This is a genomic window from Alphaproteobacteria bacterium (assembly GCA_016722515.1).
In the GTDB taxonomy this organism is placed as follows: Bacteria; Pseudomonadota; Alphaproteobacteria; order Rickettsiales; family JADKJE01; genus JADKJE01.
This window is the reverse complement of sequence record JADKJE010000002.1, coordinates 842,262-858,723: the sequence shown is the minus strand read 5'-3', so window position 1 is coordinate 858,723 and position 16,462 is coordinate 842,262. Positions and strand designations below refer to the sequence as shown.

12 protein-coding genes and 1 pseudogene are annotated in these 16,462 nt (G+C 39.8%); 8 read left to right on the top strand and 5 right to left on the bottom strand.

Going from position 1 to position 16,462, the window contains the following annotated elements:
• Positions 1-538: 538 nt before the first annotated feature.
• The 3 genes from IPP74_08730 (at position 539) to IPP74_08720 (ending at position 4,730) form a co-directional block, all read left to right on the top strand.
• Positions 539-4,039: a glycoside hydrolase TIM-barrel-like domain-containing protein gene (locus IPP74_08730; GenBank protein ID MBL0319355.1), complete on the top strand. Its 3,501-nt coding sequence runs from the start codon at positions 539-541 to the stop codon at positions 4,037-4,039.
• An 80-nt stretch (positions 4,040-4,119) separates the two neighbouring features.
• Positions 4,120-4,302: a hypothetical protein gene (locus tag IPP74_08725; protein ID MBL0319354.1), complete on the top strand. Its 183-nt coding sequence runs from the start codon at positions 4,120-4,122 to the stop codon at positions 4,300-4,302.
• A 113-nt stretch (positions 4,303-4,415) separates the two neighbouring features.
• Entirely contained in the window at positions 4,416-4,730 is a 315-nt protein-coding gene (locus IPP74_08720; protein MBL0319353.1) for a hypothetical protein, read from the top strand.
• A gap of 45 nt (positions 4,731-4,775) precedes the next feature.
• On the opposite strand, the gene IPP74_08715 is transcribed toward IPP74_08720, so the two are convergent.
• The 4 genes from IPP74_08715 to IPP74_08700 form a co-directional block, all read right to left on the bottom strand.
• Positions 4,776-5,414: a HAMP domain-containing histidine kinase gene (locus IPP74_08715; protein MBL0319352.1), complete on the bottom strand. Its 639-nt coding sequence runs from the start codon at positions 5,412-5,414 to the stop codon at positions 4,776-4,778.
• Positions 5,415-5,464: 50 nt separating this feature from the next.
• Positions 5,465-6,295: a HAMP domain-containing protein gene (locus IPP74_08710; GenBank protein MBL0319351.1), complete on the bottom strand. Its 831-nt coding sequence runs from the start codon at positions 6,293-6,295 to the stop codon at positions 5,465-5,467.
• Positions 6,292-7,029 (bottom strand): transporter substrate-binding domain-containing protein, encoded by a 738-nt coding sequence (locus tag IPP74_08705; GenBank protein ID MBL0319350.1) that lies wholly within the window; start codon positions 7,027-7,029, stop codon positions 6,292-6,294. The genes IPP74_08710 and IPP74_08705 overlap by 4 nt, the downstream gene beginning before the upstream one ends.
• A 231-nt stretch (positions 7,030-7,260) precedes the next feature.
• Positions 7,261-8,505: a class I SAM-dependent methyltransferase gene (locus tag IPP74_08700; protein MBL0319349.1), complete on the bottom strand. Its 1,245-nt coding sequence runs from the start codon at positions 8,503-8,505 to the stop codon at positions 7,261-7,263.
• A gap of 715 nt (positions 8,506-9,220) precedes the next feature.
• Here IPP74_08700 and IPP74_08695 point away from each other — a divergent pair.
• The 5 genes from IPP74_08695 to IPP74_08675 all read left to right on the top strand — a co-directional run bounded on the left by IPP74_08695 (position 9,221) and on the right by IPP74_08675 (position 14,936).
• Positions 9,221-11,089 (top strand): ankyrin repeat domain-containing protein, encoded by a 1,869-nt coding sequence (locus tag IPP74_08695; protein ID MBL0319348.1) that lies wholly within the window; start codon positions 9,221-9,223, stop codon positions 11,087-11,089.
• A gap of 140 nt (positions 11,090-11,229) precedes the next feature.
• On the top strand, positions 11,230-12,111 hold the full coding sequence (locus IPP74_08690; protein MBL0319347.1) for an ISAs1 family transposase: 882 nt from the start codon (positions 11,230-11,232) through the stop codon (positions 12,109-12,111).
• 33 nt (positions 12,112-12,144) lie between these two features.
• A complete protein-coding gene (locus IPP74_08685) occupies positions 12,145-13,017 on the top strand; it encodes a hypothetical protein (protein ID MBL0319346.1) in 873 nt (290 codons plus the stop codon).
• Between the two features lie 364 nt (positions 13,018-13,381).
• Positions 13,382-13,705 carry a hypothetical protein gene (locus IPP74_08680; protein ID MBL0319345.1) on the top strand — a complete coding sequence of 108 codons (324 nt, stop codon included), beginning with the start codon at positions 13,382-13,384 and terminating at the stop codon, positions 13,703-13,705.
• 124 nt (positions 13,706-13,829) lie between these two features.
• Entirely contained in the window at positions 13,830-14,936 is a 1,107-nt protein-coding gene (locus IPP74_08675; GenBank protein ID MBL0319344.1) for an ISAs1 family transposase, read from the top strand.
• 221 nt (positions 14,937-15,157) lie between these two features.
• Here IPP74_08675 and IPP74_08670 read toward each other — a convergent pair.
• Positions 15,158-16,444: pseudogene (locus tag IPP74_08670) on the bottom strand (DEAD/DEAH box helicase).
• Between the last annotated feature and the right edge of the window lie 18 nt (positions 16,445-16,462).

The following is a 16,462-nucleotide window of genomic DNA, read 5'->3' as shown; positions in this document are numbered from 1 at the left end:
TCGTTGGGGTAGCCGATGAGTTAAGTTTAAAGATTAAAAGATCACTTGGCCAACCACTCGCAGGCTATGATGAAATCAGCTACTCCAGAGAACCTAACGGGACTTATCTCATACAAAAAACTGACAGACTTATTGGATGAAGCTCCATTAACGAAGGAAACGCTGGGTTTGGCTTTATTCAGCGTGAGGATAACCCACAACATTTAGCTTTTCTCACAGATTATAACGGGATGCTGGGAATGATCCATGCTCCAGCACAGGCACGGCAGTGGTCGAACACCGCCTGGATGATGATTGGATACAACGTTTGGTAAAGGTGTTTCGATGGCAACCATAGTTCTTGCTGCCGCTGCAAGTCAGGAGCCTCAGCCCTGGGTGCTGGAAGTTTTCTATCCCCGTATTGCCGGTGGTATATAGGTGGTTTCATTGGTGGTTTTGTAGATCGTTCCATCTTTGGAAACCATGCACGTATTCATCAGGAAGGGTTCGCGCTAACTGACTTAATGCTACGGAGCTTCACCTGTGGAAAGCGATTCCGTTGGTCTATGGTAATGCCCGTATTGCTGGCAATATCATCTGGTCACTTCCATCCAGGAACATGCAACCACCACGACACAATCATCAGGCGGTGGTAAGGGTAGCGGTGGCGGCTCAAACCTCAACAAACAATTACAGTTACACAGCTTCACTGGCAATTTCAATTTGCGACGCCATTACAGAAGTGATACGTATGTGGGCAGATAGTAAGCAGCTTAACCTCATAAAAGGCAATTATACGCTTTACCTAGGTGATGAAACTCAACTACCGGACACGTTTATTTCATCCTTTCATTCAGGTGGGCAAACTCCTGCTTATCGAGGTATGGCCTATATTGTTATTAAGGACTTTCCACTTGAAGAATTTGGAAACCGTATCCCTAATTTTACCTTTGAAGTGCGGCGTACCATCAAAAAATCCTACGACCTTGAAGATAAAATTACCGATATTACCTTGATCCCTGGTGCTGGTGAACTGGTCTATGATACCGTCATACAGGAAAAAACACTTGGCAAACGAGATGCTTCTGGAAATTTCGTTCAAAGCGGGAAAGCCATTAAACTTAATCTGAATAATTTGAATAACAAAGCTGATGTGCTGGTAGCACTTGATAATTTGAAAGCCACCCTACCTAATGTGGAGTGGGTTTCGGTAGTGGTCAACTGGTTTGCTGATTCACTGGATCCAGCTGTATGTGTGATTAAACCAGCCGTTGAATTTGGCAGCCAAAATACCAAAGTTATACCTGATGATTGGGCCGTGGCTGCGTTTACACGTGAGACTGCCCATCATGTCTTAGTCTTCCCTGATGGCTCCACTACTTATGGCGGAACTCCCACAGATAAAAGCATCATTAGGCTTTGCCAAGAATTAAAAACACGTGGCTATAAAGTATTGCTTTATCCTATGTTACAGGTAGACACTATTACACCACAAGCCAAGCCATGGCGTGGCAAAATAACCCCAACCGATGTCGCAGCGGCTAATGGCTTCTTTACCCGCACGAATGGGTATAATGCATTTATCACGCATTATGCCAACCTCACTGTAGATGGCGTGTTGTTGAAGAATATTATCGATGCCTTTATCATTGGTTCAGAGTTGGTGGGTTTAACACAATACATGAACCCAACAGGCGTGTTTCCTGTCGTATCACAACTTAAATGCCTCGCTGCTACCGTAAAAAACACCGTGGGCTCCAATGTAAAAATCATGTATGGCGCAAATTGGAGTGAATATCACTCGGTCAATGGCTGGTACAACCTCGATCCACTTTGGTCAGATCCCAATATTGATGCAGTAGGAATTGATTGTTATTTCCCCCTCACCCCAGATTTACCACAATCACTGATTGATTATGAGAAAGTATATGATGGCTGGTCGAAGGATGAGGGTTGGGATTATTATTACTTAGATGCTGCCCAACGTACAGGTAAGACCAATTACGGATCACCTACCTATGCTTGGAAGAATATTCGGCATTGGTGGAACAGTACGCACACCAATCCTAATGCGACTGCCACTGCCTGGGTTCCAAAAATGAAACCTGTTTGGTTTTCTGAACTTGGCTTTCCTTCAGTTGATGGATGCTCTAACCAACCGGCTGCATTTACAGACCCTGACTCATCTGAAAATTCTTATCCCATAGGCAGCCGTGGCAGGGTTGATTTCCTTGCACAGCGCACTGCCCTTGAAGCTTCGATTGATTTTCTTAATAGCCAAAATGGGGAGGAAGCCAATTTTGTGCCCAGGAAATTTATTTGGACATGGGATGCACGTCCCTTTCCTTTCTTTCCTGACCTTAATTCTGTCTGGGCAGATGGAGGCAACTGGAAAACCGGCCATTGGGTACAAGGGAAGCTTGGGATTTCAAGTCTTGGGCAAATCATTGCCAACCTGTTGAACAAAGTCGGGTACGATTCCACAATGGTTGATGTCAGCCGACTAAACGACATTGTTTCAGGGTTTATCATCACCAACCGGCAAACGGTACGTGCGTGCCTTGAACAGCTGGCTATGGCTTATTTTTTTGACATGGTCGAATCAGATGGGATACTAAAATTTATCAAGCGGGGCAATGCTTCGCAGATCGATATCGACTTTAATGAATTAGCGTTACATGACGATGCAAGTCAAACTTTCATCGTTACCCGCACCCAAGAACTGGAATTACCGCGCCAGGTGGATGTGATTTATCTTAGTCGCACCGCTGATTACCAAACAGGTACACAATCCTCATTGAGGCAAACCGTCAATGCGGTCGATTATGCAACGATCAATTTATCCATTGTGCTCAACGACCAGGAAGCCAAATCTGTGGCAGATATTTCCCTCTATAATGCGTGGGTTGGGCGTACACAATACCAGTTCTCAGTACCTCCCAAATATGCACTGCTTGAACCCACCGATGTCATAACCGTTACCAAGGACAATGCTGCCTATTTGATGCGTATTACATCCACTAAGTTAGTGCGCAATGGAATGCAGGAAATTACAGCGACAGCTGAGGATATCAGTCTCTATGATTTCTATAATCCAACAGGTGGACATACTCCTAATGCCCAACTTCCTCCGCGTGCTTTGGCTACACGGTTGGAGTTGCTTGACCTGCCTGCATTCCCTACTGATTCCATGACAGATGCCTATTTGCGTTATGGTGCAGTAGGATTAGGAGCTGACTGGAAAGGAGCAGCGATCTACCGATCCGATGATGATGGTGCTAATTATACTTTGATGCAGACGCTAACCACCCAGGCAACCATTGGATCCGTACTGAGTATTATCCCTGCTGGTACGGTCTGCACGTGGGATAACACCACCACCATTGATGTATTGTTAACCTTTGGACAGTTGCAGAGCGTAACCGACCTCGCCGTACTGAATGGTGCCAATGTATGTGTGATTGGTGATGAAATTGTCCAGTTTCAAACAGCGACCCTCGTGGATACCAATCAATATCGTCTTTCTAATCTGCTACGTGGACGACTTGGTACGGAGTGGGCAGTCGGCACTCATAGTGCTGGTGAGCGTTTCATCCTGCTTAATAGCGCTATTGCCCGTGAGCCTATGGCATCATCTAACTGGGGTATGAATAAGAAATATAGGCCGGTAACGATTGGTTCTACACTTGCAGCTTCCTCCCCACAAGACTTTGCTTATTCAGCACGGGCTTTAAAGCCTTATTCACCCGTACATATAGCAGCAATCCGCAACCTCAATGGCGATCTCATCATTAGCTGGAAACGGCGTACACGTATTGGTGGTGATTGGCGTGATGGGGTAGATATCCCGCTTTCTGAGGAATCAGAACGATACGAGGTGGATATCATGCAGGGCAATGCCATAAAACGCACCCTTTCTGGTCTTGTTTCACCTACCGCAACTTACACTACCCAGCAGCAAATCGCTGACTTCGGACAGATACAAAATAACGTTACCGTCAATGTATACCAGCTCTCAGCCACCGTCGGACGGGGCTATGCAGGATATGCCAGCCTTTAATCTTTAACACCAAAAACAACCAAACCAAAGCCACTACCATAAATCAAACTTGGGCAGTGGCTTTTTTTATTGGAGGAGCCATGACCCAAGAACAAGAATCCCAACACCTTGATATGCATGTCGCCCTGTGCGCGGAACGTTATAAATCCCTCGAACAGCGACTAGACCGTATTGAACGCGTTATGTGGTGGACTTCCACCGTGCTGATGACCGGCATGGGTGGAGTTATTTTCAAACTCATGACAATTAAGGGAATTTTATGATTACATTGCTCAGCTCGCTGCTTGGTTTTATTAGCGCAACATTTCCTAATTTAATCCAGCTATTCCAAGATGCATCGAACAAAAAACATGAAATCACACTGCTGAAAATGCAGATGGATTCTCAAGCACAAGGACATCAGGAAAAACTAGAAGAAACAAATGCCCAAGCCGATATTGCCGAAAGCCAAGCCCTTTATAAGACGTATACTTCAGGCATCGGCTGGGTGGATGCACTCAATGGAACAGTAAGGCCTGTTATCGCCTATAGTTTCTTTATCCTCTATGCCACGGTTAAGGTGATGCATTTCTCGACTAATCTGCCATGGTTGCTTTGGACAGAAGAGGATCAGGCCATTTTTTCAGGTATTATCAGCTTTTATTTTGGACAGCGTGCCATGAGTAAAATTCATGGAAAAATAAGCAACTAGTCGTTCTAATTCAGTTGATTAACTTTTACACTTTATAACCGCTTCCTATGCATACTTCTCAGTTGCCTGAGTAACACCTGGAATTTCCTTTAATGGAAACATAAATGTGAATGTACTGCCAATTCCGTTCTTATTATTTTCCGCCCAAATAGTACCTAAATGTGCCTTGACAATTTCTCTGGAGATAGCAAGCCCTAAACCCGTTCCACCGGCTTTGGTTTTAGTAAGGCTGCTTTCAAAAAATTTATCAAATATTTTAACCAATTCATCTTCAGGGATACCAATTCCTTCGTCTGATATTGAAATGATCATACCTGGTGCTTGAGCCACCCCCTCAAGAAAAATAGCTTCTGGATTAACACTCTGGGAAATCCTTATGGTTCCCTTCTCAGAATATTTGACAGCATTACCAATTAAATTGGTCATCACCTGCGCCATCCGTCCCTCGTCTACTTCCACTAATGGTTCGTTAGCCATGGGTTGAAACACCAGCTTCTCATGTTTTACCTCCACTACTCCACTGGTTTCTGCAATAACGGTTTGAATCAGATCACTGAACAGCAATTCTTTACGCTCCAGCTGTACCGCCCCTTTCTCAAATTTAGACATATCTAGCAGGTTATTAATCAAGATCAATAACCGTTCACCTGATTTATGGGCGCGTTGGGCGTAATTGAATAGCATGTCATCATCTGTATCATTCCATTCTTCAACTAAAAGCCGAGTGAAACTCGTCACTCCATGGATGGAGTGCGGATTTCATGGCTCATGTTGGAGAGAAAGTCTTCTTTTACTTTTAGGGCGTATTCTAGGTCTTCAGTGCGTTCATGAACCTTATCTTCAAGGGCTAAATTCAAATCTCTGAGGGCCGCATCACCTTCAGAAATGATGTCAAGCATGCGATTAAACGCCATCGCTAAATCGCCTATTTCATCATCTGTTTCTATGTTAACCCTATGAGAGCAATCATTTTCTTGAGTAATATGAGTAACGACAGACTTAAGGCTGATTAATGGTGATAGAATGATATGCTCAAGTTTTCGGGATATAAGTGTACCTAATCCTAGCGTAGCCAGTATAAATCCAAGAATGATAAATGCATTTGTTGTGATAATGGCTTTAATGTCATGACTATTTGCTCCAATAAATACATAGCCAACATTTGATCCAGCCTTATCGATGCTTGCTAAATTTGAGAAGGGTAAATCAGAAAAATGACTGCGAACTAGATTTATGTCGTCTGGGCATCTTAAGCTATTAGATTTATGATAATCAAGAAATAATGAACCAAAACTGTAGTACAAACAGACGTTATCAATATAGGGTATATCTAAAAATTTCTTAAGTCTTGCTGCGCCTTCAGATTTACGGTCAAATATAAGGGGGTCGATCATAGCATCGGCTAAAACATTAGATAGAAGATTAACTTCATGTGAGCGATTTTTCCATGTTTCATATGAGTTAAAACCAATAAAGAATGATCCACATAAAAGGATAATTATCCATATTAGTCGATGAATAATCGAGTTTATTTTTGTGATAAGCGACTTTTTCTCAATCGTCATTTTTCATCATTACCCAAATATTCTACAAAAATTTTCTTATACCGTCCTGAAGTACGCAGATTTTTTAGCCCTTCATTAAAATCATCTCTCAGAACTTTGTCACGGAAAATAGTTTTATAATCATTCCAGGGGAATATCTGATGATAAGTAACATCTTGGTGGGTGCTTATCTTGTTTTTTAACTTACGGGTATAATACTGAAAAATAGCCTTATCAGTGATAACAGCATCGACTTGATTGTCATAAAGTAGTTTGACATGAATAATTTGGTCTTGTTTCTCACGATAATCTGGATTTTCCAATACCGCAGTAGCATATTCATTCCCAAGGTATCTTGTAGCCAATTGAAATGCGGAAACTTTTCCTTTTCTCAAGTCATTAATAGAGTTAATTTTCAATTTGTTTGATGCTAAAGTGATCGCATAATTCTTATACGTTATAACTACATCACTAAAGTAACCATCCATACCGATCTTATCATTAACGGTCGCCACAGCATCAACATTCTTATCTATAAACGAAGAAGTGATATTGCTAAAGGTCACATAAACAGGGATTAGTTTATGGCCCTTATAGGCAAGAGCCTCTCTTATAATATCCATTTCTATTCCACTGTTAGAATCCTGGATTATATAGGGAGGCACAGATTGACCAAAAGCTACCCTAACTTCTTTTGCTTCAACTACGAATGGCAATAGAATTCCTAAGATAAACAATAATAAAATACGACACATGCTTCTCTCCAATGCTCATTTTTTCATTATTTACAACAGGCTATCATAGAACCAATAAGTTAACAATCATTTATCCTGGTGTTTAGGCAGAAAAATCCTGTATGCTCACTGCCAATAAAGAGTTGGATTTGGGAGCGTAAATCACAATTACCACTTTAAGAAGGCGCTAACCTCTGCGCTTAAAGGTCATGCTGAAGCAATTCTTGAAGTACAGGGGTATGAACGGGTGAGTTATTTGTCTATACTTGATGGACCATTTACCCCACGTGTATCGCTAGAGATTTTTGTAATAAATCCCCCTGATGGCACAGAAGGTTGTGGGTGCTCTATGCGCTTTGCTAACACATTAACACTATTCCGAAATTCACTGTTTCCCAGCCTCTCGCTAAGATCTATGCCACATTTATTCGACGCCACAACTTGTACAGAACTTCTCAAAATCAGGCGATTGTTTTGTTCTTGAAGTAATGAACACAATTGCCCTAAATATTCTTGAGCAATCCCCTCCTCTGCAAGCTCTTCCAGTGGACGCTGAACCACAAACTCTACTAAATACTTAAGATACTTTAGGTCAGCATGATCATTTATATCTATTTCTCCGTTCACAGTCTTCAATAGATTCTCTTTTAATTCAATCGTATTATTTGGAAAAATCAACTCAGATTCAATTATATAATTAAAATGAGTCATTCCCTTGGAATTTAGAATTCTTTCCACAGTGCTTGTCGTATGTGGATTAACAGTAGCACGGAAATTGATCCTAAATTGATTTTGATCAGACTCAGGACTGTCATGGATTATGATAGCAAGTCCATTGTCAGACAATAAATTACAGACATTGCCCATGATAGATTCGATATCATTCGCCCAATAGAACACATGAGATGCAATTATTAAATCCTGTTTCCCAAAATTAGCAAGGTCATATTCGAATGCATTGCCTTGTCTTACGTCTAAATTTATGGGAAAGGTCCCAAGATCTTGTGATACTTTAGAAACATTTTTATCCACGATATCAATTGCTGCGTAAGTTCTCCCCTCTAATGCAAGGCTATTTCTTTGGAAAGATTCGAGTATGTGTTTGGCCAGCGTTCCTTCACCACATCCAATATCAAGCATTGTAGAGGGAGTCCATGGGGAATCACCTATGGCTAAATTTCTTATGAACTTCCTGAAAAATCTTCCTGTCTTAGCTTTTTGATTCGTACGTGGGACAAATCGTTTGAACCACTTATTTTCTAATCTCTTTTCCAGCAAAGATAATAATTCGTTCTTTATAACGTCGTCAATCAGAGAGCTATTTAGTCGACTGATTACCTCTCTTTTCCGAGCGATGGAAGATTTTGTTCGAGATAATAATGCAATATCAGCAACAGTTTGGGTTACATTTGAAGATTCTTGATATCCAATAAGAAGTGAAGAAGAGAGTCTTTCAATGACCTCTAATACTAATTTATATTCCGTTTGTTTGCTCATAATAATCCCAAATTAAATTTTTAATTGCTCGAGCATATATCAACTCAATAACAAATAAAACCAGAATTAATATTGTATTATTTAAATGCAATATTAATTGTTACTTTTGTATTTTATATTATTGACAATATCTAACATTATTATTTAAATTCAGTTAAGATGCACGCATCGAAACTTCTGTCAATGGAAAGTGCTGATTTTAAATTATTTCACTCCCTTCCATAGCCTGAACTAGAAAAAATTTATAGTTACTGTGGATTTTGATTAGAAGTTATGAAAGCTTTAGATTCGAAGGCGGTGATTAAGTTGTTAGCGTTTTTACGTTCCTTAGAATTATATTCACTAGACCTGCGTACGGTCTTTAAAAAACTCCCTTTTTACGTTTAGTTGAGGCTAGAACAAGGTAGTTGTGCCTAATACTACCCACCACGCATGGACAGGATAATACCATTTAGTGCGGTTTAATACAGCCCATAAAAACATAACATGCTGTCATTAAATGATTCTATTAAAAATAGAACCAAATAGCCTCAAATTTGGCAGAAGTCAGGAAACAACAAGCATTAAATGCTAATTAATTGTTCCGCAATTATCACTTTTAAGAATTTGAAGATAAAATTATATATATAATATTGAAAATATCCTATTAATGCTTTAATATGTGCAATGTCATTAATTTTTAATTGTAATTTGCAGTATTTGCTCGGAGAATAGAATGGCTTTCTTAGAAAAATTGATTAATCAAAACAATATAGATAAATTTAGAAAAAATATTAAGAGAATCAAAACAGAATCCCAATGGTTAGAAATAGCGGAGCATGCCCTTACGAGCAATAAGCCAGAATTTGTTAAAGAGCTGGTTAAATACCTCGCTGAAAATCGCCACATTACAGACCCTCAAACGCGCAGCCAATTAGTAAGCAACATTATGAATCAGGCTTTTGCTCAAAGAAATCTTGATATGGTAGAGATTATTCTAAATGAACGGCAAGCTATTGCCGTGAATGGGAACTTAGGTCTGATTGAGGACCTTCCTATTGAATTATTACATACTGCTATTGCCTCGCGTAAGTCCAATTTATCACTAAATCTTTTAAAGTATTTTGAAAAAGAGGATTTAAATAAATGTGATGCAAATGGATCTACTGCTTTACTAAGTGCCATTACCAATGGAATGGAAGAAGTAGCCTTAGCTCTTATTAAAAAAGGTGTGCAGCTCAACGTGACTGAAAGAAACGGACATTCTGCTTTAACAGTTGCCATCAATCTTGGAATGCAAAAAGCAGCCTCAGCTCTTATTGAAGCGGGAGCAGATATACGCATACGCGACTCAAGTGAATTGAATCCATTAACAAATGCAATACATCGGAAGAGAACGAATGTGGTTCTATCCATTGCTGAGCACGCAGATAATTTGAGTAAACAAGAAGCACATCAAATACTCCGTTATGCATATTTATCTAATAAAAGATCAATAAGGCCGATATTCTCAAAAATTCGCAATATTAATCCAGAAACGCCACCCGTACCTAGTTCAGTTAATTCACTGGCTCTCTCTGCCCTACAATACTCAAGTGATGACGTAGTCATTGAAGTTTTAATGCATAATCTAGAAGATCTCAACACACACTTTCGAGCTCTCCCCCTGTGGCTAACAATATTGAGAGCCAAATGTGGAATCCTTTATAGCAAGTATATTTCTTATCAAAATATTAATCCTAGACCTGAAGATTTAGCGCAATTAATTTTGCACTATAATAGGTTGAATACTGGAGAAAATAAAGATGAGGTAGAAATCTTAAATCATATTTTCAAACGATTACTCCAACAACCCCGTAAGGAAAACGTTCCTTTTTCTCATTATCTTTTCGAAGGCTTTTTTAAATTTAGGGAAGACAATAAGTGTGGGCTAGGTAATTTCCTGAATTCTGAATTAGCCATGACATTTGAAATTAATGACTGTAATGCTCAAGGTGAAACAATCTTAGATCTTGCATTTAAACATCTTCTTGAGGACCCATTGCAGAGCTTTCCTTTTTATGACCTAAAAGTGATGCTTGAAAAAGGCGCGCGCTGCAATGGTTATGACTTGAACGAAATCGTAGAGTTTCTGTTTAACGCGAATGATGGACTTGATAGTAAGTGTCTAACCATCAAAAATGAGATATATGATATTCTCCTAGATATTATCCAAAAACCTAAGGTTAAATCCGCACGAGTTGTTGATAAAATAAGCCCTTTAACCAATCTTCTGAAAAACGAACAATATTGCATTGGTTATGATGCCAATAAAAAGGAGATTCACTTGTTTACTACTAGCAAGGGTAAAGAAGCGCTTGCCACCCAACTAATAAAAAGTGGGCTTGATCAAAAACTTCAAGCATCTGGTGTGGTAAACTGCCTTGTTTGCATCCTTCCTGCTGGTCCTGATTCAGAAAAATTCTTAAATGATCTCAACAGCAAAATTAAACCAATTGCAGAAGCACAGGAAGCACTTAAAAAAGTTAGTCTAGAGGAGTTACGATCCAATCGTATTTCCGCTTCAAATGCGTCACAAGCTAAACAATCAGCTAGACAGTTATAAAATAAAGTGAGCCGTGAGTGGTTCTCCGCTTCTTATACATTGTAAAGGTTATTTAGATGTAAGAATTTTATAGATGGTGGCTTGATCCTCAGGCCACCATCCCCAGCTCTGGTATTCCCTCTCATGATACGATAAGTCGGGTGATTTCAAGCCTTGATGTATCAGGGTTCCACAACAGTTTTATGAATTATGCAGAGAGTCTTCGGGAGCAGGTTCAAGGGATTATATCGATTGATGGAAAGACAGTACGAGGCTCACACCATCGAGCAAAGAATGTTTCAAGTCGTCACATAGTTTCTGCATGGTCAGAGCATGAGCAGCTATCCTTAGGTCAGATTAAGACAGCAGAAAAATCGAATGAAATTACCGCTATTCCAAAGTTGCTAGATCAGTTGGATATTTGGAATCAAATTATCACAATCGATGCCATGGGTGCTCAGCGTGACATCTGTAATCAGATTCGTAACAAGGAAGGATATTATCTTATCGCCTTGAAAGGCAATCAAGGGTCTTTACATCAGGATATTAAGGATTATTTTGAAGATGAAACGCTTCCTATTAGCCAGGAATGGGAGGAAAGTGATAAGGGGCATGGTCGCATAGAATACCGCAAATGCAGGGTAACAGACGATATTGACTGGCTACAAGATCAGCACCAATGGCCTGCTTTAAAAACTATAGCCTGCGTTTACTCCAAAAGGGAATTTATCAATAGTGATAAACCTACTACAGCAGATGTGCGTTATTATATCTCATCATTACCTGCTAACGCTGAACAAATCGCCAAGGAAGCCAGAAAACATTGGTCTGTCGAGAATCAGCTCCATTGGGTACTCGATATGACTTTTAATGAGGATGGTTCACGTATACGTAATGATCATGCCCCTGAAATCATGAGCATGATCAGGAAATGGGCTCTAAATATCATCAACCAACTTAAAGGAACTTTATCCGTTAAACGTATGATGGCTAAGTGCGCTATGGATCCTAAATATCTCATAAGTGTCATCAAACAAATTTAGATACGTTTGCCCTGCCAAGACATGATAGACCCATTGACACATATAGTAGCGCATGGGATTATTGGTTGTGGCACCGGGTTAGCATTATCCGGTAATTGTGGAGCGGGCGCATTTGGAGCAGTTGTGAGCGAGGGGACAGCAGAATTGGCCTTTGGTGCCGGCATGAGTCAAACAGGTAGTGCAACATTAGGACAATCTTTAGCGGTAGGCGCTGCATTTGGCCTGGGCATGGGTGCCGGAGCTATTCAAACGGTCAACACGACGGCTGCGCAGGCGATCAATTATAATTATTTGTTGCCGGATGAGAAGGGTGATTTAATCAATAAATTAAAAGCTTGTGGCGATAATGATGCGTGCAAAGATAAGGTTCAGGAGAGCTATCAAAAAATTAGTGATGCAAGGGATGTGGAGTATGATAAGCAATATAAGATTTGTCAAGAAACTGGGAATTGTACAGAATCTTTGAAGATCCATTATGATTTACGTTTGGCGCTCACCCAGAAGGGAAATGAATATTTCCTAACACATAGGAATGAATTCGAGCTGTTAGACGATTATCAATCTGTGTTCCATAATTTTGTAGTGGATCCAGTAACAGGAAAGGTCATCGATGGCCAATTAGGAAATAATGTAAAATATATTGATCCAATACATGGATATGAAGTTGTTCTTGATACCAAAGGACACATAATCACCGATCCACTTAATGAAGGAACATATAATTTTTATAATCCAGGACTTCCTTGGTTTGGAGGAAATTCTTTGATTGAAAATCCATTATCTCATAATCATTTCGATGTGACTCCATATTACCAATTTGGAAATGCTGTTAATGACCCTACAACTCAAAATCAAAGAAATGATCAAAAATGGATGGCACCATTAGCAATTATGGGTATAAAATGAAAAATATAGGGAGATTATTTATACAGTTGAGCTTATTTGTGTTTTCAACTCTTTTTGGATCATATTTCTTGTTCCGTATATCCGAATATATTGCAAGGAAATTCTTTAATTCATTTGATATCATAAATGCATTTTTCATTTATTTTTCCATCATAACATTGCTGTCGTTTTATATATTAACTGCTTATAAAAGAATGAAGATAAAAATTTTATTTTGTTATATTGGCTTCCTAATACTAGGGGGGGATATGTTTATTTATTTATGATTCAATAAAATGGCTCATACTAGACAAGATATACCTTAATTCTTGAAAATTCATTATGATTTAAGGAGAAAAATAAATGAAGAAGCCGTAGATAATATATGACTATAGAACAAACAAACGTAGTAGACTTTATCGGGATTGAGGCTGATACAAATTCCGTTATCCTTGCTATTAGCGATCATTTGGACTCCAAATTTAATGAAGAAAATCATGTAGAATTATTGCGCAATAAAATCAATAATTATCTTGAATACATAGAAAGTGGAGAAATTTATGTACAGTTTCCTAAATATAAGGGAAAAAAAATTGTGATTAGCATAGCTCATAAATATCAAATAACGGAAAGGATTTTATTGTTTTATAGAAATGTTGGAATTACCCTAAAATCAATTGGAGTTGAAATAAGATATTTTTTATTATAGGGCCTGTTCTAAAATGAAGTGCAACACCTTATGACCGGCACCACAGGGCTACCTCATCTAAAAATGTTTAATAAATCTAGAAATGGATTAGAGTTCTGTTATTTCAACCATAAGGGATTGAGTTATGACGGAACTAGCTTTTTTGGATTATTTTGGTGAGTTGGAAGATCCGCGCATTGATCGGACGAAACTTTATCCTGTTGAAGAAATTCTCTTAACCACGCTGTGTGCGGTTATTTGTGGAGCAGAAGGTTGGAATGATGTCGAGCTTTTTGGTTTGAGTAAAGCGGAGTTTCTGAAGGAGTACCTCCCTTATGAGAATGGGATACCGAGTGATGATACCTTTCGTAGATTTTTCCGGTCGGTTGATCCTAAAGTTTTTCAAGATTGTTTTATAAAATGGGTTAACAGCCTTGGTATCGAAGTGAGAGACAAAGTGATAGCGATAGATGGTAAAACCTTACGTCGCAGTCATGATGGAGACAAGAAAGCACTCCACATGGTGAGTGCCTTTGCAACGGAAGCCAGACTTGTCCTTGCTCAACAAAAGACCTCTGAGAAATCGAATGAGATTACGGCAATTCCAGAGCTTCTTAAGTTACTGGATATTAAAGGTGCGACCGTTTCGATTGATGCAATGGGCTGTCAAAAGTCAAAAGCTCGGGAGATTGTTTCAAAGGAAGGAGATTATATACTTGGGTTAAAGGGCAACCATAACAGTTTACATGAAGATATTATGCAATTTTTTGATGACAAAGAATTGCTGAAAGAAGCTGATTATTATGAGGAAACAGACGGAGGTCATGGCCGTATTGAACTAAGGAAATGTACCGTAACGGATAAGGTTGATTGGTTAAAAGAGCGGCATAATTGGGAAGGTTTAAGATCAATTGTCAAAGTAGAGTCCAAGACGGAGTCAAGTGATAATCGAGAACCTGATACGCGGTATTACATCAGCTCACTGCCCGCAGACGCGAAGAGGATTCTTATCTCAGTTCGCAGCCATTGGGCAATAGAAAACTCGTTGCAATGGGTTCTGGATATGAGCTTTAACGAGGATCACTCCCGAATCAGAAAAATGAATGCGCTAGAGAATATGGCCATTATTAAACACTTAGCACTCAATATGATTAGAAAAATTCAACAAAAGAGACAGTCCATAAAGGGGCTCAGAAAAGTCGCAGGTTGGGACAACAGAACACTTCAGGCTATCTTGCAACAAAAATTATGATGAGGTAGCCCTGAGCTACGACGTTTTAAACCTGGAAATAATGGCGAATTACTGGTACATATTGTCATTGGCGGAATCCACTTATAATTGGTTTTAAGCAACTGTAATATATAAGATAAAGGCGGTTCCGCCAACCTATTACTTCATGCCTTCATGAAATATCCGGGTTAGTGGGGTAAGAGCCTCTGTGAATAATTGGACAAGAATGGACATTTCAACGCTTAAGTGACATCGGGGGTAGAAAATGTATATCCCAGCCTCTCATAGCCTTTACGCCTTTTATCGGCCATTTTGGCAAGCATTGGAACGGCTTGATCTACATAATCGTAGATAATAACTTCTTTCTTACCGGGATGGAGCCGGTGCAGGCGACCCGCGTATTGTGCAAGCGTTCCATGCCATGAGACAGGCATAGTAAGAAACAGTGTGTCTAACCTATGATCATCAAACCCTTCGCCAATATAACGGCCTGTGGCTATTAACAGGCGTTCTTCAGTTTCTGGAATGGATGCAAGCTGTTCTCTCACTTTTTCACGCTGCTTTGTGTTTTGTCCGCCTACCATCACCACAACATGCTTGCAGAACTTGGAAAATTGCTCTGCGAACGCAGATACATGATTTTTGCGTTCCGTAATGAGAATAGGATTGCGGCCAGATTCCAGTGACTTCAGTACATCATCAAAAATTCCCTGGTTTCGTATTTCATCATTAGCAATAGCTGCATATAATTGAGTGATGGTTGGAGCTTTATCTGTTAGGGCTGAAAATTTGAAGGTCGTATTTCGTATTACAACTTTGTGTGTAAATGGTCTGAGTCCTGCTTGTTTCTTTGCATCCACACGATAGCGTATAGGGCCGCATTGCATGCTAATAATCGGATGATGGCCGTCTTTACGTGTTGCTGTAGCGGTCAAACCAAGTACATAACGTGCCTTACTTGCACGTGCTACCGCTTCAAAGCTTACAGCAGATAAATGGTGACATTCATCCACTATGAGCTGCCCATAATCTGCAACGATATCATCAACCTCATTCCTGCGCACAAGGCTTTGGATTAACGCGACATCAATAATACCAGTCGGCTTACGCTTGCCGCCACCGATTATGCCGATATTTTTTTCCGGAATATTGAGAAAAATCTGTAATCTTGCTACCCATTGATCGAGTAATTGACGGCGGTGTACCAGCACCAATGTGTTCACCTGCCGGTAAGCAATGATATTTGCTGCAACCACGGTTTTGCCAAACGCGGTGGTTGCGGCGAGTATGCCAGTATCATGTTTCAGCAAAGTCTTTGCTGCGTCTTGCTGCTCATCGGTTAATTAGCCAAGGAATGCGACTTTCACCCCAGAACCATTGTTCCTTTTATCCTCAACTACCACCTTGATTCCTAAAGATTCCAGTAATTCTTTGGCTTCATCATAACAACCACGCGGTAAGCCGATATATTTCTTGAAGATTTCGGCACAACTGATAATACGTGGTTTATCAAAGGTGGAAAGGCGCATGGAATGTGTAAAATTGTT